Genomic DNA, 21102 nt, shown 5'->3' on the forward strand with positions numbered 1-21102 from the left:
TCAGGCCGGCGTCTTCGGCGCGTACGAGGCGACGATCACGCCGCTCTTGTGCACCCGGGTGTCGACCAGATCGAACGAGGCCTTGAAATCGGTGAGCGCCGCCGTCAGGTTGGCACCACCCTCCAGCACCGGGTGGATCCAGAACCGGACCTCGTCCACCAGGCCCGCCTTGATCAGTTGGGCGGTGACCGAGCCGAAGCCGTACTGGATGATGTTCTTGCCCTCCTGGGCCTTGAGCTTGGTGACCTCCTCGACCAGGTCGCCCTGGAGCACCTCCGTGTTCTTCCAGGTGGGGTTGGTGAGGGTGGTCGAGGCGACGTACTTCTTGACGTTGTTGAAGTACGCGGCGCCCGTGTTCGGGTCGCTCTCGTCCATCTTCGGCCAGGCGGCGGACATGCCGTCGTAGGTGGCCCGTCCCATCAGCATCGCGTCGGCCTCGGTGGTCTGCGCCCCGGCGAGGCTCATGGCCTCCTCGTCGAAGTACGGCGCGGTCCACATGGGGTTCTCGATGACGCCGTCGAGGGTGATGTAGGTCGAGTTGATGAGCTTGCGCATCGAAATTCTCCTGGGTGTCGGTCGTGTTCTCCGGTGACACCCAGAACTCTGCCGATCTCCACTTACGATCCGCTTCAGACGCCCTTACCGTCGTCCGCGTCCGGGCCGGCCAGTGGAATGGGCAGTGCCTGCGCGGCCAGCGTGCCACCGCCGGTCGAGTGCGCCGGCGCGGGGCGGTCCCCGGTGCGGCTGTGCAGCCGTCCGCGCCCGGCGGGCCCGGCCCGCCGGGTCACCTCGACGGTCACCATCCGCACCGGCGGTGGCGGCGCGGTGAACCGCCCGACACCCCACCGCACCCAGAGGGGGATGCGACCGGCGTCCGCCTCGGCGCGCAGCTTCTGCACCGTACGGGCCCGGTCGGTGTGGTCGACCTCCACCACGACCGGCGGGCCGTCCGGACGGGCACACGCCACGTCGAGGACCGAGTGACGCTGCTCCATCGGCGGCGGCAGCGGCAGCACGCTTGGCGCGCGCCGGTAGACCCGCCAGCCCTGCGCCTCGGCCCACCGCACCACCGAGTCGATCACCAGGGCGGTGACCGCGTCGACGTCCAGGTCGACGAAGGTCAGCTCGGCCAACCAGCGACCCAGGTCGGCGGCCAACCGCTCGCCCTGCGTCGTGACCTCCACCGGCGCAGGATAACGCCTCAGCCGACGGTGGTCGCGGCCACGGCGAGGTGCTGGGTCAGCCAGGCGGTGGTGGCCGTACGGGCCGTCTCCTGGTTGGCCCGCGCCAGGAAGTCGTGCCCCTCGCCGGTGAGCACCAGGTGCCCGTGCGGCACATCCCGGGCGGCGAGGGCCTGCGCCACCTGCGCCGACTCCCCGGCCGGCACGTTCGTGTCGTTCGCGCCGTGGATGAGCAGCACCGGCACGTCCAGCCGGTCGATGTGGGTCAGCGGCGACAGGTCACGCAGCAGCTCCGCATCCCGCTGCGGGTCGCCGTACTTGCTGACGGCGGCGGCGGCGATCCACGGCTCGGTGCCGGCGTAGAAGGTGTGGAAGTCGGAGATGCCGCACTCGGCGACCCCGGCGGCGAACAGCCCGGGGAAGTTCACGAGCACCGCCAGGACGAGGTAACCGCCGTAGGAACGGCCCAGACAGCCGAGCTGACCGGGTCGGGCGACACCGGCGTCGACGAGGAACTCACCGCAGGCCGCCACGTCGGCGATCGCACCGTAGCGGCCGGCGAGGTTGTCGGCGGCGACGAAGGAGCGGCCGAAGCCGGACGACCCGCGTACGTTGGGCGCGAACACCGCGACACCCTGCGCCACGAGGGCCTGGAACAGCGGGTTGTAGCCGGGGCGCTCCTGCGCCTCCGGACCGCCGTGCAGGCTGATCGCGGTCGGCCAGGGGCCCGGCCCGGCCGGGCGGTAGAGCCAGCCGGAGAGCGGTAACCCGTCCTGGGCGCGCAGGTCGACAAGTTGTGGCGCGACCCCGCCGCCGTTCGTGCCGGCGGTCGTGGCGCTCGGCCGCAACGGGCGCGGCGCGCCGGTCGGCGGGTCGACCAGCCAGACCTCCCGGGGCTGCACCGGCCCCTGCGCGGTCAGGCAGAGCAGGTCGCCGCCGGCGGCGAAGACGACGTCGTCGAGCACCTCCCCGGGCGCGCCGACGGCCCGCTGCACGCCGTCGGTGAGGTCGAGCAGGCTCAGCTCGCTGCGCCCGCCGTAGGTGTTCCACAGCAGCGCGGCACGGCGCCCGTCCGGGCTCCGCGCCACGTGCTCCAACTCGGCGTCCGACCGCCCGGCGAGCCGGGTCGGCGTCCGCTCCGGTCGGGTCAGGTCGACCCGCACCAGCGCGGCGAGCTCCGAGAACGCGTCGGTGCGGGCCAGCACGCTCGTGCCGTCCGGGCCGAACCAGCCCTGGTCGGTGCTGCCCTGGCCGGTGTCCGGAAACAATCGCCGCCGAACGCCGGTGGCCACGTCGAGCAGTTCCAACCAGCGGGCGTTGCGGGGGCCACGGCGCAGCAGCGCGGAGCCGGCGTCCGCTGTCACGTCCAGGAGCGTGAGCAGGTTGCCCTCGGCGAGGACCCGCCGGTGCCCGGTGCCCGCGTCGACAAGGACGGCCCGGCCCTGCTCGTCGGTCTCGGTGACCATCAGGACCGCGCCGTCGGGCAGCCAGCCGGCCAGCGCGGCGCTGCGCCTGCCGAACCCGGCGACCTGGCGGCGTCGCGAACCGTCCGGGCGCAGCACCCACAGCTCGGTGCGGGGCGCGCCACCGGGGGCGACGACGCAGGCCAGCCACCGCCCGTCCGGGGACCAGCTCAGCGCCAGCACCGGCTCGTCACCGGTGGGCAGCGCCACCGCCTCGGCGGCGTCGACGTCGCGGACCCAGACGCCCGGGGCGCCGGCCCGGTCGGAGAGGTACGCCACCCGGCGGCCGTCCGGGGACGGCGCGGGCGCGAAGTCCTCGCCGTGCGGCGACAGCGACGGCGGCGCGGGGCGGTGACTCGCGGGCCGGGCCCGTCGGGTGGTGCGCGGCACCTCGGTCCGTACGCTCATCTAAACCCCGATCCGCTGCAACCAGAGCTCCAGCAGCCCGAGCTGCCAGAGCGCGTTGGAGCCCAGCGTGGTCCGCCGGGCGTTCGGCGCGTCCAGCAACTCCTCCAGGTAGTCCTTGCGGAACAGGCCCCGCTCGCGCGCCGGCTGGGCGGTCAGCGCGTCCCGGACGTCGTCGAGCAGTGGGCCGGAGAGGTGCCGGATGGCGGGCACCGGGAAGTAGCCCTTCGGCCGGTCGATCACCTCGTCCGGGACGATGCCCCGGCTCGCCGCCTTGAGCACGCCCTTGCCGCCGTGGGCCAGCTTCAGCGCGGGTGGGCAGGCGGCGGCCAGCTCGACCACCTCGTGGTCGAGGAACGGCACGCGGGCCTCCAGCCCCCAGGACATCGTCATGTTGTCGACCCGTTTGACCGGGTCGTCGACGAGCATCACCAGGCTGTCCTGGCGCAGCGCCGCGTCCAGCGCGGTGTCCGCGCCGGGCGCGCCGAAGTGGGCGGCGACGAACTCCAGGCTCGCGTCGTGGTCCAGCATCCACTCGGGTGCCAGGTGCCCGGCGAGCGCGTCGTGGCGACGGTCGAAGAACACCCGGGCGTACGCCTCGACGGCGTCCGCGCGGGCCACGTTCGCCATCGGCGGGTACCAGTCGTAGCCGGCCAGGATCTCGTCGGCGCCCTGCCCGGACTGCACCACGCTGATGCGCTGCGAGACCTCCTCGGAGAGCAGGTGGAACGCGACGCAGTCGTGGCTGACCATCGGCTCGCTCATCGCCGCGATGGCGTCGTGCACGGCGGGGACGAACCGGCTGGCACCGATGCGGATCTGCTGGTGGTCGGTGTCGAAGTGGCGGGCCACCAGGTCGGAGTAGTGGAACTCGTCGCCGCTCTCCCCCGCCGCCGCCTCGAACCCGATGCTGAAGGTGGCCAACCCGGTCTGGCCCTGCTCGGCCAGCAGCGCGACGATCAGGCTGGAGTCGAGACCGCCGGAGAGCAGCACCCCGACCGGCACGTCGGCGACCATCCGTCGGCGTACGGCGGTGCGCAACGCCGCCATGATCCGTTCCTGCCACTCGTCGGCGGACATCGGGGCGGCTGCGGCCCGGCTGAACTCCGGCTGCCAGTAACGCGTGTCGGTGCTCCGGCCGTCCGCGGTGATCACCCGCACGGTGGCCGGTGGGAGCTTGCGGACCCCGGCGAGGATCGTGCGCGGCGGGGGCACCACCGAGTGGAAGGTCATGTAGTGGTGCAGCGCCACCGGGTCGAGGTCGGTGTCCACGTCACCGGCGGCGAGCAACGCCGGCAGGGTCGAGGCGAAGCGGATCCGTCCCGGCCCCTCGGTCAGGTAGAGCGGCTTGATGCCGAGCCGGTCGCGGGCCAGCACCACCGTGTGCGTGGCCAGCTCGACAAGGGCGAACGCGAACATCCCGTAGAACCGTTCGACGCAGGCCGTCCCCCACCGGTGGTACGCCTTCAGGATCACCTCCGTGTCGGAGGTCGACCGGAAGGAGTAGCCGAGGGCGGTCAGCTCGTCGCGCAGCTCCCGGTAGTTGTAGACGCAGCCGTTGAAGACCACGGCCAGGCCCAGCTCGGGGTCGACCATGGGCTGGGCGCCGGCGTCGGAGAGGTCGATGATGCGCAACCGACGGTGCACCAGGGCCACCGGCCCGTGCTGCCACCGCCCCTCCCCGTCCGGGCCCCGGGAGGTCAGGGCGGGGAGCATCCGCTCGACGGCGGCCAGGTCCGGTGGCGCCCCGTCGAGGCGTAACTCGCCTCCGATACCGCACATGGCACTCACCTCTCATCGGCTCGGATCCGCTCGGGCCGCTGACCGGTCCAGGTTTGGCGGACCGGGTTGCGTACCGATGACGGGTAGGTCAACCGTGCGTTACACCGAATTCTGCGCGGTTCCGCCGAGCAGCCAGGTGTCCTTCGACCCACCGCCTCGCGACGAGTTGACGATCATGCTGCCGGCCGGCGCCACCCGGGTCAGCGCCACCGGCGCGACCTCGGCCTTCTCGCCGAGGAACACGAACGCCCGCAGGTCGACGTGGCGGGGAGCGAGAGCCGTGCCGTCGAACACCGGGTGGGTGGTGAGCGAGACCATCTCCTGGGCGATCCACCGGTGCGGGGCCGCGAGGATCTGCTCCCGGACGGCGTCCAACTCCTCCGCCTCGGCCCGCGGGCCGATCACCACGCGGTCGCCGCCGTACCCGTCGACGGGTTTGAGCACCAACTGGTCGAGCCGGTCCAGCACCTCGGCCCGCTGCTCGGGCAGCCCGCACAGGTACGTCGGCACGTCCCCCAGCAGGGGCTTCTCGCCCAGGTAGTACTCGATCAGCCGGGGCACGTACGCGTACAGCGCCTTGTCGTCGCCGACGCCGTTGCCCAGCGCGTTGGCCAGCGTGAGCCGTCCGGCGTGCACCGCCGCGAGCAACGGCCAGCCCAGCGGCACCCCGTCGGCGCCGGGCGCGTGCAGCAGCGCCTCCTCGTCCATCCGCAGGTAGATCACGTCGACCCGGCCGCGGGTGCCGGCGCGGACCAGCCAGACCCGCCCCTCCTGCACCAGCAGGTCGCCGGTCTCGGTCAGCGGCACACCCATCTCGTCGGCGAGCAAACGGTGCTCGAACCACGCCGGGTCACCCGGGCCGCTGCTGAGCACCACCACGGCGGGATCGTCGGCCGCGGCGGGCGCGGCGGCGAGCAGCGCCCGGTGCAGCATCGCCGGCGTCTCGTCGGCGGACAGCAGGTCCTCCGGCACCGGCAGCTCCGGTAGCACCGCCTGGGTCAGCCGGCGGTTCTGCACCGCGTAGCCGATCCCGGACGGCACCCGCAGGTTGTCCTCCAGGACGTACCAGCCGCCGTCCGGGTCCCGGACGAGGTCGGTCCCGGACACCTGGGCGCGGGTGCCCCGCCGGCCCATCAGCGCGCCGGTCGGGCGCAGCCCGGGTGAGGACTCCACCACCCACGCCGGCACCACGCCGTCGGCCACCACGGCCCGGTCGCCGTAGACGTCCCGGAGGAAGGCGTCCAGGGCGTGGGCGCGTTGCACCAGGCCGGTGCGCAGGGTCTGCCAGTCGGCGGCCGGCACCACGCGCGGCACCAGGTCGACGGGGAACAGTCGGGTGCTCGCCTCGCCGGCCACGCTGAACGTCACGCCCCGCGCGCGCTGCTCCTCGTCCCGGTCGTGCTCGCGTTGCCGGAGGACGCCGGCGCCGAGGTGGCGCAGGGCCGCCAGGATCGGGGCGTACGCCGGCTCCGGCCCGGCCGTTCCGAAGACCTCGTCGCCGGCATCGGCGTACGTGGACAGCGCCGGCGGTGTGGGCGCGCCCGGCGGGGCCTCGCGGACCCGGCCCCGGGTCTCGTCGAGGAGCAGGTCCACCACGTCGGCCAGCCGGCCGCGGCGCTCGTACGCCCGTCGTTGCCGCGCGGCGGAGCTGCCGCGCTCCAGGGCGTACCGGGTCAGCTCCCGGATCTGCTCCCCGTCACCGGTCGCCTCCAACTGCGGGCGCAGGTCGGTCACCAGGCGGCGGACCGCCTCGGCGGCCGGCACCGGCCGGGCCGAGCGGGGCAGGTCGAGCAGGTCACCCTCGAGCCCGGAGCGGGCCGCCCGCCACACGGCGGCGCGCAGGACCGGGGGCCGCACGGCGGTGCGCTCCACCCCGGCGCGCAGGGCGGCGACCTCCCGCCGGACCAACGCCCGGAACAGCCCGGTGAGCAGGACGATGGTCTCCACGTCGGCGTTGGCGTCGGTGATCCGCAGCTCCACGGTGGGCACGTGGGCCGACGGCCGGACATCGAAGTAGATCATGGCAGGGTCGGTGATCGTGCCGGACGAGATCAGCTCGGCCACCAACGCCTCGTGATCCGCCGCGCTTGTCACCTCGCCCGGGTCACCCGCCGTGGGCCAGCGCTGCCAGACCAGCGACCGGACGCTGGCGTAGCCGCTGTCCTGACCCATCCAGTACGGCGAGCTGGTCGACAGGGCGAGCAGCACCGGCAGCCATGGCTGGACCCGGCGGGTGACAGCGACGGCCAGGTCCCGGTCGGACACCCCGACGTGCACCTGCGCACCGCAGATCAACTGCTCCCGCGCGAGCAGTTGGTACTCGTCGAGCATCCGGCGGTAACGGGAGGTGGGGGTGACGCTCGGGTCGCCCTCGGCGCGCAACGGCACCGTGCCGGCGGCCACGATGCCCAGCCCGGCCCGGTCGGCGACCTGGACGGCAAGCTGGCGCAGCCGGGTCAGCTCGGCGCGGATCTCGTCCAGGGTGCGACAGACCGCGGTGTTGGTCTCCACCACGCTGCGCTGCAACTCCGCGGTGAACGAGTCGGCCGGTAGCCGGTCGAGCAACTCCCCGGCCCGGGGCACCAGTTCCCTGGTGTGCAGGTCGACGACGTGGAACTCCTCCTCCACACCGATCGTGGCGAGATCCGCCGGGTCGCCGTCGTCGAGGGTCGCGGCCGGGTTGGCGCGCGGCGTGGGCAGTGCCCGGCCGTTGCCGGATCGGCTGATCGGCCCGTCGAACGTCGGCGCGTTCGTGGTGTTGTCGGCCATGGTCACCCCGGTTCGCGTATCGGTGGTCGTGGCTGTCCGACGAGCGTTCCCAGGGTTGGTACCGGGTGTGTTTCGGGTGCGTTAAGGTGGCGGACCGTTCTCACCGGCCCGCTCAGCGGCACCTCGCGGGCCGCCCGCAGGGGGTCGCCCGTGACGGGGCATCCGCCGGCCCGGATGCCCCGCCACGGGTTGGCCCTGAACGATCGAGGGCCGAGGTCACCTCATGTTCGCCACCACGAACGGCGCATGGCCGTGCAGGTAGTTGGTCCACCCACCGGTCACCGGCGCGCCGGGGCTGAGCAGGTTGGTGGTGTCGGTGCCGACGTCGAGCTTCCACGCCGTCCAGGAGATGCCGTTCGCCCTCATCCAGTCGATCCAGGACTGTGCCTCCGGCAGGCAGGACCGGCCGTCGAGGCCGCCATCGGCGTTGCTGGCGCCCCACTCGGTGACGAAGAGCGCGAGGCCGGCACGGATCGCCGCGTCACCCTTGGACCGCAGCGACGCGCCGTGGGTGCACGAGTAGAAGTGCAGGGTGTACATCAGGTTGGTGCCGGTCACCGGGCTGGCCGCCGCCACGTCGACGTCCTGCGACCAGGTCGGCGTGCCGAGCACGACGATGTTGTCCGGGTCGGCGGCGCGGATCGCCGCGACCACCGCCTGGTGGTACGGCTTGATGACGTTGGTCCAGCTCACCTGCAACGGCTCGTTGTACGGCTCCCAGATGACGTTGGGCAGGTGCCCGTAGCGGCGGGCCAGGTCGCCGAAGAACGCCACCGCCTGGGACTGGTTGTTCTGCGCCTCGTGCGCGTGCCAGTCGACGATCACGTACACCCCGGCGCTGACGGCGTTGTTGATGATGGTCTCCACCTGCGCCCGCGCCCTGCCCGGGTCACTCAGGTACGCGCCGGCCGGCTCCACGCCCATCGCCGCGCGGATCACCTGGAGGTTCCAGTTGTCCCGCATCCAGGTCAGCGCGGAGAGGTTCTCGGCGTACGGGGCGGTCTCCCAGTTGAGCCACATGCTGCTGACGCCGCGCAACTGCACCCGCGCGCCGGACCTGTCGCACATCGTCGTGCCGCACACCCGTAGCTGCCCGTACCGCTGCACCGGCGTGCCGGTGGTCGGCGGCGGGGTCGTCGGAGGCGGGGTGGTGGGCGGCGGCGTCGTGGGCGGCGGGGTGGTGGGAGGCGGGGTCGTGGGCGGTGTGCCGCCGGTGCAGGACACGCTGCTGCCGTTGACTGTGCAGTTCACCGGGGTGCCGGAGCCGTTGACGAGGAAGCCGAACGACGTCGACGCACCGGCGCCGAGAGTGCCGTTCCACGACACGTTGCTGAAGGTGTAGTGGTTGCCCGAGGTGGTCTGTTGGGCGTTCCACGACTGGCTGATGCTCGTTCCGGCCGGCAGGTCGAGTTCGACTCGCCAACCGCTGATCTGCGTGGCGGTGTTGTTGGTGACGGTGACCTGCCCCTGGTAGCCACTGCCCCAGTTGTTGGTCACGGAGAACACGACGGTCGCCGCGCTGGCCGGTGTGGCGACGATCGCCACCGCACCGGCGAGCAGGCCGGCGACGGCCAGAGTCGTGACAAGTCTCAGTGCGCGCATGCTGAACCCGCTTCGGTCAATCGACGGTGATGGCCTGGGGCGGGGCGGCGCCTGCGGCAGACAATATCGATCATTCGCTATTCGGTTCAAGTTCGGGCCGCTGATTTCTCGCTGGCCGGGGCGTCGGCCGCTCGTCGGACTCAGTGCGGCCCGATGGTCCCGCCCTGGGTCCCGAGTCCGCCAGAGCCGCAGGACGACGACGGTTCGGCTCGAGCGGGGACCGGCCCGGCCGGGCCGGTCCCCGGTGCGCTCAGGCCGTGCGGCGTACCCGGTAGGCCAGGTGGGTGACGCCGGTGCCCTCGACGACGCGCAGGGGGCCGTCGAGCTGGAGTGGCGCGATCTTCAGGTCGGCGAAGAGGGGGACGCCGCCGCCGAGCACCACCGGGACGAGATCGACGTGCACCTCGTCGAGCAGGCCGGCCTCGACGACCTGGGCCGCGATGGTGCCGCCGTTGACGCCGACCTCCTTGTCACCGGCGAGCGCCTTCGCCCGGTCGATGGCGCTGACGATGCCGTCGGTGACGAAGACGAAGGACTCGTTCTCCGGCTCCCAGCCCGCCGGCACGCTGTGCGTGACCACCACGACGGGCACGTCCATCGGGTGCCGGCCGCCCCACCCGTTTGTCATGTCGAACAGCCGCCGGCCGACGACCAGCGCTCCGGTCCGCTCGTTGAGGTCCCGCAGGTGCCGGGCACTCGCCGCGGACGTCCGGAACGTCATCTCCGGGTTGGCCGTCGGCGTCTCGACGTCGCCGTTGCCGTACCACTGGAAGAGGTACTCGAAGCCACCGTGGGACGGGTCCGCGATGTAGCCGTCCAACGACATCGTCGCCCCGGTCGTCACCTTCGTCATCGATCCACTCCTTGGTCTGTGCCGTGTCGGCCGTGGGGTGGGGCCGGGTGTGTCCGGCCCTCACCCCGTGGTCGAAGCCAGCGCCGCCGCTCTCGACACGTCCAGCTGATTCTTTCCCACTCGACCGGCTGGTTCAGCGGATCCGGGCGGCGACGGCGGCAGCGGCGACGCTCGCCCCGGCGTCGTTGAGGTGCAGGAAGTCCCCGTGGTCGTAGGCGGGTCGCAGGGCGTCCCGGTCGGCCGGATCGGCGAGGATCCGGTCGAGGTCGACGACGGCGTCGTACGCGCCGCTGGTGCGGATCCAGTGGTTCACCTCGTCGCGTACCTGCTCCTTCTCCGGGGTGTAGCCCGCGGAGCCCTTCATCGGCGGCATCGTGGCGCCGATGACGGTGACCCGGTGGGCGCGGGCGGCCCGGATCAGCGCCCGGTGGCCCTCGACGAGTGCGGCGGCGGTGATCGTCGGTGAGGCGCCACAGCCGAAGTCGGGGTAGCCGCCGCCGCTGATGTCGTTGATGCCGATCAGGACGACCGCCGTGCGCACGCCCGGTTGTCCGAGGGCGTCGCGGCGGAACCGGTCGACGCCCCGCTCGCCGAAGCACGGCGAGTCGGTGAGCAGCTTGTTGCCGCCGATGCCGGCGTTGGCCACGGCCAGCGGGCGACCGGCGGCGACCAGGTGCTCGGCCAACTGGTCCGGGTAACGGTTGTCGGCCCCCGGCGTGGAACCGTAGCCGTCGGTCTGCGAGTCACCGAACGTCACCACCGTGCCTCTGGTGTTCGGCGACCCGGCGACGTCCACTCCCGTCAGGTGGTACCACGACTGGCTGGTCTCGCCGGCGAACGCGGCGGCCCGGTGGTCGAAGCGGTGGTCACCCGTCGCGCGGTACGTGCTGGTGAGTCCGTCCTGGTGGTAGGTCGCCGGGCCGGTGGCGCCGGCGAAGTACAGCGTCACGGTGAGCGCCTCCAGCGCCCGTACCGGCAGGAGCACCGGGTCGGAGGTGGTCTCGGCGCCGGCGGCCACGGTGGTCGAGCGCCGCCGGTCGAAGGTGACCGGGAGCAGGGTGCCGGGCCGTACCGCCGCACCGGCGTCCGGCCGGCCCACTGTGGCGCCGGTCAGTCGCAGCGGTTGGCTGCCGTACCGGTTGGACACCCGGATCCGGATCAGGGAACCGGCGGCGCTGACCCGGACCACCTGCCGGACCGACTCGTCGGCGAAGCCGGGCACTGACCAGTTCGCGCCGAACCAGTCGTTGCCCGGCACGGGGTGGTGGTGGGCGGCCGACCAGGCCGCCGACCAGTTGTCCGGGTTGGCGCGGCCGGTCGCGGCGTTCGCCGGGGCGGCCGGTGCCAGCAGGACCAGGGCGGTGAGTACGGGGAGGAGGCGACCTGTCGACATCGACACGGGAGTGTCCCTTCGGGAATCTGCTGGTGGGTGAACGGCCCGCTCGCGGTGGCCGACCGATGGGGTTCACCCTGCTCCGGGCGCCTTACCGTTTCTTTACGGTGTGCTGGCGGTGCCGACCGGCCGGCCGGTCCTCCAGACGGTGGGCAGCGCCGTATCCTGGCCGCCATGCGGTTCGGGGTGCTGGGCCCGTTGACGGTGTGGACCACCGACGGGGCCGTGGTTCCCGTCCCGGGGTTGAAGGTCCGGGCCCTGCTCGCCGCGTTGCTGCTGCACGAGGGGCAGCCGGTTGCGGCGGATCGGCTCATCGACTACCTGTGGGGTGACGCCCCGCCGACGAACGCCGCCGCGGCGCTGTCGGTGAAGGTGTCTCAGCTGCGCCGGGTGCTGGCCGAGGCCGAGCCCGGTGGTCGGGAGCTGGTGCGGTCGCCGCCACCCGGTTACCGGATCCTGGTCGAGCACGACGAGGTGGACTCGCGCCGCTTCCACCGGCTGGTGTCGGAGGCGCGCGGCGCGCGGGACATCCGATCTCGCGTCGCGCTCTTCACGACGGCACTGGCCCTGTGGCGGGGGCCGGCCTTCGCCGACTTCCGCGACGAGTCGTTCACCGCCGCGGCGGCCGCCGGTCTGGAGGAGCAGCGGCTCCTCGCCCTGGAGGACTGTCTCGACGACCGCCTGGCGTTGGGCGAGCACGGGGCGGTCGCCGGTGACCTCGGCGACCTGCTCGCCCGGCAGCCGATGCGCGAACGTGCCCGTGGGCTGCACATGCTCGCCCTGTACCGGGCGGGACGGCAGTCCGAGGCGCTGGGCAGCTACGACGAGCTGCGGGTCCGGCTTCGGGAGGAGCTGGGGCTTGATCCGGGCCCCGAGCTTGTCGCGTTGCAGCGGGCCATTCTCGCCCACGATCCGGCGCTCGCCACACCACCAGCAGCCCTCGACACGGTCCACCGGGCGGCCGAGCCAGTCGCTCCCACCCGGACGAACCTGCCGACCCCGTTGACCGAGCTGATCGGTCGCGAGGCGGCGATCACCGAGCTGGCGGAGCCGGGGCGCAACCGGTTGGTCACCCTCATCGGCGTCGGCGGGGTCGGCAAGACCCGACTCGCCCTGGCGGTCGCCCGCGCCCGGACGGCCGCGTACCCGGACGGGGTGGTGCTTGTCGAGCTGGCGGGAGTCGCCCGGTCCGACGCGCCCGAAACGGTGGACGCGTTGGCGGACCTGGTGCTGGCGGTGCTCGACGTCCGGGACGCCGCCGAAGCGGGCACCGCCCTCGCGCCGATCGACCGGCTCGCCCGCGTGCTGCGCGACCGACGGCTCCTGCTCGTGCTTGACAACTGCGAGCACCTGGTGGAACCGGTCGCGGAGGTGACCGCCGCGCTGCTGCGGGCGGCGCCCGGGGTGCACGTGCTGGCGACCAGCCGCGAACCGCTCGGGTTGTCCGGCGAGGTCGTGTGGGCCGTCCCGCCGCTGCCGGTTCCCGACCCGTCCGGCGGCACGGACCTGGCTGCCCTGCAACGCTCCGGCTCGGTACGGCTCTTCGTCGCCAGGGCGACCGCCGCGGACCGGGAATTCGTGCTCACCGCGCAGAACGCGGCAGCCGTCGCCACGGTGTGTCGGCGGCTCGACGGGATCCCGCTGGCGCTGGAGCTGGCCGCCACCCAGGTCCGCGGGCTGGGCGTGCCGGGTCTGGTCGCCGGGCTCAACGACAGGTTCCGGTTGCTGGGCGCCCGGCACCGGGGCGTACCCGCCCGCCAGCGGACGCTGCTGGCGATGCTCGACTGGAGCTGGCAACTGCTCACCGAGCCGGAACGGGTGGTGTTGCGGCGGCTGGCCGCGTACGCCGACGGGGGTCGCGTGGACGCGGTGCGGGCCGTCTGCGCGCCCGACGGCGTGCCCGCCGCGAGCATCGCGGATCTGCTGGCCCGACTCGTCGACCGGTGTCTGGTCGTCGTCGCGCCGCGCGACGGCAGCCCGCACTACCGGCTGCTGGAGTCGGTCGCCGCCTTCGGCGCGGAGCAGATGCGCGCGGCCGGCGAGCTCGACGAGATCCACGCGCGCGCCCACCGGCACCTCGCCGATCTGGCCGACCGGGCGCACGAGCACCTGCACGGTCCGGGTCAGCTCTCGTGGCTGCGGCAGCTCGACGCCGAGTCCGCCAATCTGCGCGGGGCGCTGGACGCCGCGGTACGCCAGCGCGACGGGGACCTCGCGCTGCGCCTGGCCACCGCGCTGAGCTGGTACTGGTTCCTGCGGGGCCGGTTCGCCGAGGCCCGGCGGCGACTCGCGGCGGCCCTGGACTGCGCGCCGGACGGGTCCACCGCCCAGCGCGCCCGCGCCGCGGCGTGGCACCTGGGTTTCGCCCTCCTGTCCGGCGACGTCGCGGACTGGGCCGGTCGCCACCACGCCGCGGTCCGGCGGTACGAGGGCGTCGACGACCCGCACGGCCGGCTCCGGGCGCAGTGGTTTCTCGCCTACGCGGAGGTCGACCTCGGTGACGTGGCGGCCACCGGCGAGTTGCTCGACCGGGTCCTCACCGAGGCGCGCGTGCTGGGCGACGAGTGGGTGGTGGCCGCCACCCTGGGCCTGCGGGCCAAGCATGCGCACGTCCGGGGCGACGGGGCGATGGTGGTGAGCGCCGGGGCGGAGAGCGCGGCGCTGTTCCGCCGGCTCGGCGACCGGTGGGGGCTGTTGCAGGCCACCGAGTGGCTCGGCGCCCAGGCGGGCATGGCCGGGGACTACGAGCAGGCCGATCGGCTGTACCAGGAGGGCCTGCGCGTCGCCGAGGACCTGGGACTCGGGTTCGAGGTGGCCGGGCAGCTCTGCTGGTTGGGCTGGGTGGCGTTGCAGCGGGGCGACTACCCGCGGGCGCGGCAGCTCAGCGGTCGTGGGCTGCGGCTGGCCACCGAGCAGGGGGCGCCGCTCGGCATCGTGTTCGCGGAGCTGTGTCTCGCCGCCGCCGCGCGCCGCGCGGGCAGCCTCGACACGGCGGAGGCCCACCTGCGCAACCTGCTGGACGCGGCCGGGCGGCAGCAGGACGGTCCCGGACAGCCGCTCTACCTGACCGGGGTCCTGGGCGAGCTGGGGTACGTCGCCGAGCTGCGCGGTGACCGGGGGGCGGCCCTGGACTGGCACCTGCGGGCCGCCGAGGTCGCCGTACAACTCGGCGCCGACCAGGCACCGTGGCAGGTCCTGGTCGGCGTGGCCGCCGCCGGTGACCGACCACAGGACGCGGCCCGGTTGCTGGGCGCGGCGGCGGCGAGCCGGGAGGCGACGGGGCTCCCGCTGGCGCCGGCCGATCGACCCGACGTCGAGCGGGCGACCGCGCGGGCCGTGGCGGCGTTGGGTGACGAGGACTTCGCGACGGCCTACGAGCAGGGACGGCGGCTGTCGCCCGAGGAGATCCGTCGCGTCGTGCACCGGTCGGGCTCGGCCCTGCACCGCTAGGGACCCACCCGGCGTGGCCGGCCGCGACCGCTGGCCCGGCACGTCGGGTGCGGGCCGCCCGCGCCGGTCGTAGCGTAGGGCGCATGCGAACCACCACGCTGGGCAGCGCAGGCCCCGAGGTCGGCGTCATCGGCCTCGGCTGCATGGGCATGAGCCACGGCTACGACATCACCGGCCCGCGCGACGACGACACGTCGATCGCTGTCATCCACAAGGCCCTGGACCTGGGCGCCACGCTGATCGACACGTCGGACGTGTACGGGCCGTACACAAATGAGGAGCTGGTCGGACGGGCGCTGGCCGGCGGTCACCGCGAGCGTGCCGTCCTGGCGACAAAGGCCGGGCTGGTGGCCACCTCCCCCGCCGGTGGTCCCGGCAACTCCCCCACGATCGGCAACAACGGCCGCCCGGAGCACATCCGCAGGGCGATCGACGACAGCCTGCGCCGGCTGGGCACCGACCACGTCGACCTCTACCAGCTGCACCGGGTCGACCCGGAGGTGCCCATCGAGGACTCCTGGGGTGCGATGGCGGAGGTCGTCGCGGCGGGCAAGGCCCGGCAGATCGGGCTGTCCGAGGTCACCGTGACCCAGATCGTGCGGGCCCAGGCGGTGCACCCGGTGGCGTCGGTGCAGTCCGAACTGTCGCTGTGGACCCGCGACCCGCTGACCGAGGTGCTGCCGTACTGCGCCGAGCAGGGCATCGCCTTCCTGCCGTTCTCCCCACTCGGTCGCGGCTTCCTCGCCGGCCGGTTCACCTCGTTCGACGATCTGCCCGCCGACGACTTCCGTCGCGGCCTGCCGCGTTTCCAACAGGACGCGCTGCGCGCCAACCTCGCCATCGTCGCCCGGGTCCGCGAGATCGCCGACCGGGCCGGGGCCAGCCCCGCGCAGGTCGCCCTCGCCTGGGTGCTCGCCCAGGGGGACCGGGTCATCCCGATCCCGGGCACCAAGACCCCGAAGTACCTGGTGGACAACTGCGCCGCCGGCGACGTGCGGCTCAGCGCCGAAGATCTCGCCGACCTGGACGCGTTGCCCGCACCCGAGGGCGGTCGCTACTGAGGCCGCGGCGGCCCGGCACTACTCAGCCGGGCCGCCGCAGTGCCACCGGCGGGCCGAACCTGACCCCGACGCCGGGCGAGTAGAGCACGCTGACCGGCGGCCCGACCGGTGTCGGCAACCCGGCGGCGGCGACCAGCTCGTCGTCCAGGTGCAGCAGCTCGGCCCGGTGCAGCGGCCAGCGCGGATGCCAGTTCGGCAGGTGCAGGGTGCGCCCGTGAGCCCGCGTGTGCAGCCCCCAGCGCGCGGTGACGAAGTGCTCCAGGGGGGTCGGGTCGACGATCCGCTCCCCCACCCGCACCGCCATCCGGCTCGTCGTGCCCGCCGGGCCGGGCCACCGTCGCCGGCACCGGTAGGTGAGACGGTCACCGTCGCGGTCCATCCGCATCGACGACCAGAGGTACGGCAGCCGCAGCGTCACCCGCGCCACAAGCACCGGCACCAGGCGGGACGCGTCGAGCGACCGGAACACGACGGCCCGCCGGCCGGTGTCGTCGACCGAGTAGAGCCGGACGTTGGTTTCCCAGAACGTGCCGAAGTAGGGCACCCCGGGGCCCCGGCCGAAGCCCAGCCCGACCATCCGAAAACCGATCAGGCCGACGTAGCTGACCCCGTCCAGGATGTCCGGACGGGTGCCGGCGGGCAGCAGCGGTGCGACGAGCTCCGGAGCGACAGCCCAGTGCAGGAAGGTGAGATCCTCCCAGCGCTGACCCAGGACCGCCCAGGGGAACGACTGCCGGGGCGAGTGGTCGACCGGTTCGGGGTGCACACTCTCATCTTCGCCCAGGCGGTGGGCCGGCGTGGTCTCAGGCGTGCGGGCCGACACTGATGGTGCCGATGGTCAGCGACGCCCTACCCTCCAGGATCTCGCCGACCCGTTCGACCTCCTCCCCCAGCGCCCGTTGCCGGGCGGCGTCGAGCGCCCGCAACGGCTCGACGGTGACCCGGATCGAGCGCCCGGAGCGGCGTTGGTGCCACACACCGGCGACCACCCCGTCCACAAGCAGCACCGGATAGTTGCCGGCCTGACCACCGGCGAGGGCCCGCTCGGCGGCGGCACCGGGGAAGAGCCGCTCACGGGGGTGGCAGCCCACCACGTACGCGTCGAAGTAGGGCAGCAGCCGCACCCCGGACGGTCGATCGTCGGGGAACTCGGTGTCGTCGGCGGCCACCCAGGCCCGGCTGCCCTCCACCGTCACCTCGGCCAGATCGGCCGAGTCGAACAGCCACGTCGCCCAGTCCGGCGGCACCCCCAACCACCTCGCGAACTGCGCCGGGGTGGCCGGCCCGTACGCGTACAGGTAGCTGCGGACGAGGGCGGCCAGGGCGGCGCGACCGGGCATCGGCGCGAAGTCGGGCAGCCACCGGGCCGGGCTGGTGTACGTGGTGACCCGACCACGATTCGGGCCGAAGCAGACCACCCCGCCCCGGGTCGCGGCGGTCATCGCGGCGATCCACCGGGGCCAGGTGTCCTGGAACGCCTCCATGACCAGATCACCCGCCCACGGGCCGGTACGGGCGACGATCTCCTCGGTCAGCTCGGCGGTGGTCAGGTCGGCCTCGGCGACCGCGTCGGCGATGGCCGCGAGGACCTGGTCGGTCTGCCGGGGCGTCAGCAGGACCACACTCCGCTCCCAGGACGGGGCCGGCAACGCGGACAGCGCGCCCACCCACATCGGCAGGTCCGCCGCGGCGAGCAGGTGCACCGTTCCGCGCGGCCCCCGGGTCTTGACCAGTGTGCGTTCCGTCCACAGTGCCCGGCGCACCAGGGCGCGGGTCGCGCCCGGCACCCGCAGCCCGATGGACAGCTCGGCTGCGGAGGCGATCTGGGCGTGCGCGCCGCACATCGTCGACACCACCTCGGCGATGCGCCCGGCGTCCGGTGCCGCGTCCGCCGCCGACGGGGAGAGCCGGTGTCGTTGTAGACGTCGGACGGACACCTGGGCCCAGCTCAGCTCGGTCATCGCAGGCCCGTGAAGAACGCGCGGATGTCCGCGGCGTGCGCCAACGGCTCGTCCATCGCCACGAAGTGGCTGCCCGGGTTGCCCTGCGGCCAGTGCACGATGGTGTTGTCCCGCTCGGCGAGGCGGCGCATCAGCGCAGACCCGCCGCCGTACACACCGGACGGCACCCGCCGCTGGCCCGTCGGCCACGCGAAACCGCCATCATCGGCAACGGTGAGTCGCTCGTACATGGGCCACGACGACGTTCCCGACGTACCGGTGAACCAGTAGAGGCTGACATTGGTGAGCAGGTGGTCCCGGTCGATGGCCTGCTCCGGCGTCGGCACCGTCATCGTGAACTCCTTGAACTTCTGCATCATCCAGGCCAGCAGCCCGACCGGCGAGTCGTTCCAGGCGTACGAAAAGGTCTGCGGCGCTGCCCGCAGCAGCGCGTGGTGGTCCACGCCACCGCTCATCCACCGCTGCATCTGCTCCCACTCGGCACGCTCCGCCGTGCTCATCTCCGGCACGTCGGCGGCTGTCGGAAAGCCGAACCCACCGTCGATGTGCACGCCGACCACCCGCTCCGGCGCCACCGCCGCCACCCGCGGCGCGACGTACGCGCCGAGGTCACCGCCCTGGGTGCCGTAGCGGTGGTAGCCGAGCCGGGCCATCAGCTCGGCCCACATGCGGGCGAGCCGGTCGATCGTGAACCCGGCCGGCGGCGCCTGCGAGAAACCGTAGCCGGGCACCGACGGCACCACCACGTGAAACGCCTGGCTGGGATCACCGCCGTGGGCCCGCGGGTCGGACAGCGGGCCGATCAGCTCGGTGAACTCGACAACGGAGTTCGGCCAGCCGTGCGTCAGCAGCAGCGGCAACGCGTCCGGCTCCGGCGAGCGGACGTGCAGCAGGTGCACGTCGAGGCCGTCGATCTCGGTGACGAGTTGGGGAAAGTCGTTGAGGCGCGCCTCGTGCGCCCGCCAGTCGTAACCACGTGCCCAGTAGTCGGTCAGCTCACGGAGGTAGTCCACCGGCACCCCGCGGCTCCAGCCGGTGCCCGGCAACGAGCGGGGCCACCGGGTTCGGGAGAGCCGGTCACGCAGGTCGTCGAGGTCGGACTGGGGGATGTCGATGCGGAAGGGCGTCATGCCGGAAACGCTACGGCCGATATAGGACAGCTTCTGGCACACATCGCTGGCATTCTGGGAGCCGTGTCCGACACCCCCGCCCGACTGCTGGGCCTTCTGTCGCTGTTGCAGACGCCCCGCGAGTGGCCCGGCAGCGAACTGGCCGCCCGGCTCGGTGTCAGCCTGCGCACCATCCGCCGCGACGTGGAGCGGCTGCGCGACCTCGGCTACCCGGTGCGGGCGACGATGGGCGCGATCGGCGGTTACCGCCTGGTCGCCGGCAAGGCGATGCCCCCGCTGCTGCTCGACGACGACGAGGCGGTGGCGATCGCTGTCGGTCTGCGCACCGCCGCCGGTCACGCGGTGGCCGGCATCGAGGAAGCCTCGGTACGGGCGCTGGCGAAGCTCGAACAGGTGCTGCCGTCCCGGCTGCGGCACCGGGTCAGCGCGCTGGGGGCGGCCACCGAACCGCTGCTCACCTGGGACCGACCGACTGTCGACCCGGAGCACCTGAGCGCGCTGGCCGCCGCCGTCAACAACCGGGAGCGCCTGCGGTTCACCTACCGCAGTCGAGACGGCGCGGACACCGAACGGCTCGTCGAGCCGTACAAGCTGGTGTCGGCGGGTCGGCGCTGGTATCTGGTGGGCTACGACAACGACCGCGACGACTGGCGGATCTTCCGGGTCGACCGGATCACCGACCTGCGGCCCACCCGGGTCCGGGTCGCCGCCCGGCGCCTGCCGGCGCCCGACGCCGCTTCGTTCATGACGGAGAAGCTGCTTGAGCTGACGCCCGTCTACCGGGCGGTGGTGACGCTGTACGCGCCGGTCGAGCAGATGGCGGGCCCGCTCGGTGGCGCCGGCGTCGAGCTGGAGCCGATCGACGCGACCTCGTGCCGGCTGCGCAGCAACGCCGACACGCTGGAGTGGCTGGCGTGGCGCCTGCTGACCCTCGGTTGCGACCTGGAGGTGCACGAGCCGCCGGAGTTGGTCGCGCACCTGCGGCAGATCGGCGCCCGGGCCACCCGCGCCGCCAGCCATTCCGCGGCGTAGGACGGCCAGCGGCTCGGGGCATCGACACGCCGGCCCGCCGTACGATTGATGGGGCGTAAGCCGGCGAAACTGGCTTTTTGGGGAGGAACTGGGCGTGACGCAGAGCGACGCGGAGCTGGTCGTGCTCGCCCAAGCGGGAGACGCGGCCGCGCTCGGGGTGCTGCTGGCCCGGCACGAGGCCGGGATGCGGGCCGTGGCGCTGAGCGTCCTCGGTTACGGGCCGGACGCCGAGGACGCGGTGCAGGACGCCATGGTCGTGGCGTTACGTCGCATCGGCGAGGTTCGCGACCCGGCCGCCGTCGGCCCGTGGCTGCGGGCCATCGTCCGCAACAACAGCCGGATGGCGTTGCGCGACCCCAGAGCGGTCCCGGTCGCCGAGCCGGAGTGGTTCGCCGGCCCCGCCGACACACCCACCCCGGAGGAGGCACTGGACCGGGGTGCGATGCGCGACTGGGTGTGGCACGCCATCGGGCGGTTGTCCGAATCTGACCGACTTGTCACCCTGCTGCGGTACTTCAGCGACGCGTCCTCGTACGAGCAGATCGCGGCCGTGTGTGGCGTGCCGGTCGGCACCGTCCGCAGCCGCCTCAGCCACGCCCGCCGGGCGCTCGCCGGCGGCCTCCGCACGGCGGCGAGCGCGGCGCACCCGGACGTCGCCACCGCTAACGACTCGCGCTGGCGGGAGGGTCGCGACATGATCGCCACGGCGATGGTCGGCGACTTCGACCGGGTGGTGCGCGAAAGCTGGTGGCCGGACGCCGAGATGATCGTGCCGGGCGGCCCGCGCGGCGGCCGTGACCTGGCGGTCAACGGCATGAACCGCGACCTGACCGCCGGGGTACGCCAGCGGCTGCGCAACGTGGTGGCCAGTGGCGACGTGCTGATCTGGGAGACCGACCTGATCAGCCCGCCGGACGACCCGGAGCACTGCCCGCCCGCGGCGCTGTGGTTGCAGGTACTGCGCGAGGGGCGGGTGCGCCAACTCACCCTCTTCCACCCCATCCCGGCGCGGGTCTGAAA

Annotated in this window: 15 protein-coding genes; 4 read left to right on the forward strand and 11 right to left on the reverse strand. The window is 73.3% G+C overall.

Going from position 1 to position 21102, the window contains the following annotated elements; all coding sequences use genetic code 11:
• The 8 genes from ACQPWW_RS19610 to ACQPWW_RS19645 form a co-directional block, all read right to left on the reverse strand.
• Nucleotides 1–555 (reverse strand): dihydrofolate reductase family protein, encoded by a 555-nt coding sequence (locus ACQPWW_RS19610; RefSeq protein WP_433124511.1) that lies wholly within the window; start codon nt 553–555, stop codon nt 1–3.
• Between the two features lie 74 nt (nt 556–629).
• The gene (locus ACQPWW_RS19615) at nt 630–1184 is read right to left on the reverse strand and encodes a hypothetical protein (protein ID WP_433124512.1); all 555 of its coding nucleotides are present in this window, start codon (nt 1182–1184) and stop codon (nt 630–632) included.
• A gap of 17 nt (nt 1185–1201) precedes the next feature.
• On the reverse strand, nt 1202–3052 hold the full coding sequence (locus ACQPWW_RS19620) for a S9 family peptidase (protein WP_433124513.1): 1851 nt from the start codon (nt 3050–3052) through the stop codon (nt 1202–1204).
• Nucleotides 3053–4831 (reverse strand): N-acetylglutaminylglutamine amidotransferase, encoded by a 1779-nt coding sequence (locus ACQPWW_RS19625; RefSeq protein ID WP_433124514.1) that lies wholly within the window; start codon nt 4829–4831, stop codon nt 3053–3055.
• Nucleotides 4832–4930: 99 nt separating this feature from the next.
• Nucleotides 4931–7600, reverse strand: a complete 2670-nt coding sequence (locus tag ACQPWW_RS19630) for a glutamate--cysteine ligase (protein ID WP_433134435.1) — start codon at nt 7598–7600, stop codon at nt 4931–4933.
• A 216-nt stretch (nt 7601–7816) separates the two neighbouring features.
• Complete coding sequence (locus ACQPWW_RS19635) at nt 7817–9202, reverse strand: cellulase family glycosylhydrolase (protein WP_433124515.1); 1386 nt, start codon at nt 9200–9202, stop codon at nt 7817–7819.
• Between the two features lie 250 nt (nt 9203–9452).
• Nucleotides 9453–10055 (reverse strand): dihydrofolate reductase family protein, encoded by a 603-nt coding sequence (locus ACQPWW_RS19640; protein ID WP_433124516.1) that lies wholly within the window; start codon nt 10053–10055, stop codon nt 9453–9455.
• Between the two features lie 133 nt (nt 10056–10188).
• Nucleotides 10189–11448 carry an SGNH/GDSL hydrolase family protein gene (locus ACQPWW_RS19645; protein WP_433134437.1) on the reverse strand — a complete coding sequence of 420 codons (1260 nt, stop codon included), beginning with the start codon at nt 11446–11448 and terminating at the stop codon, nt 10189–10191.
• 174 nt (nt 11449–11622) lie between these two features.
• Between ACQPWW_RS19645 and ACQPWW_RS19650 the strand changes: the two genes are divergently transcribed.
• Entirely contained in the window at nt 11623–14898 is a 3276-nt protein-coding gene (locus tag ACQPWW_RS19650) for a BTAD domain-containing putative transcriptional regulator (RefSeq protein ID WP_433124518.1), read from the forward strand.
• An 83-nt stretch (nt 14899–14981) separates the two neighbouring features.
• Nucleotides 14982–15959 carry an aldo/keto reductase gene (locus ACQPWW_RS19655; RefSeq protein WP_433124519.1) on the forward strand — a complete coding sequence of 326 codons (978 nt, stop codon included), beginning with the start codon at nt 14982–14984 and terminating at the stop codon, nt 15957–15959.
• Nucleotides 15960–15981: 22 nt separating this feature from the next.
• On the opposite strand, the gene ACQPWW_RS19660 is transcribed toward ACQPWW_RS19655, so the two are convergent.
• Genes ACQPWW_RS19660 through ACQPWW_RS19670 form a run of 3 tightly spaced genes read right to left on the reverse strand, consistent with a single transcriptional unit; the run spans nt 15982 to nt 19050 of the window.
• On the reverse strand, nt 15982–16725 hold the full coding sequence (locus ACQPWW_RS19660; protein ID WP_433124521.1) for a YqjF family protein: 744 nt from the start codon (nt 16723–16725) through the stop codon (nt 15982–15984).
• Between the two features lie 37 nt (nt 16726–16762).
• A complete protein-coding gene (locus ACQPWW_RS19665) occupies nt 16763–17920 on the reverse strand; it encodes a winged helix DNA-binding domain-containing protein (protein WP_433124523.1) in 1158 nt (385 codons plus the stop codon).
• Nucleotides 17917–19050, reverse strand: a complete 1134-nt coding sequence (locus tag ACQPWW_RS19670) for an epoxide hydrolase family protein (protein WP_433124524.1) — start codon at nt 19048–19050, stop codon at nt 17917–17919. The genes ACQPWW_RS19665 and ACQPWW_RS19670 overlap by 4 nt, the downstream gene beginning before the upstream one ends.
• A 63-nt stretch (nt 19051–19113) precedes the next feature.
• Between ACQPWW_RS19670 and ACQPWW_RS19675 the strand changes: the two genes are divergently transcribed.
• Both ACQPWW_RS19675 and ACQPWW_RS19680 read left to right on the forward strand, forming a co-directional pair.
• Complete coding sequence (locus ACQPWW_RS19675; RefSeq protein ID WP_433124526.1) at nt 19114–20082, forward strand: helix-turn-helix transcriptional regulator; 969 nt, start codon at nt 19114–19116, stop codon at nt 20080–20082.
• Nucleotides 20083–20176: 94 nt separating this feature from the next.
• Nucleotides 20177–21100 (forward strand): RNA polymerase sigma factor, encoded by a 924-nt coding sequence (locus ACQPWW_RS19680; RefSeq protein ID WP_433124527.1) that lies wholly within the window; start codon nt 20177–20179, stop codon nt 21098–21100.
• The last annotated feature ends 2 nt before the right edge of the window (nt 21101–21102 follow it).

Origin of the sequence: Micromonospora sp. CA-240977 (assembly GCF_050942285.1) — a bacterium.
Classification (GTDB): Bacteria; Actinomycetota; Actinomycetes; order Mycobacteriales; family Micromonosporaceae; genus Micromonospora.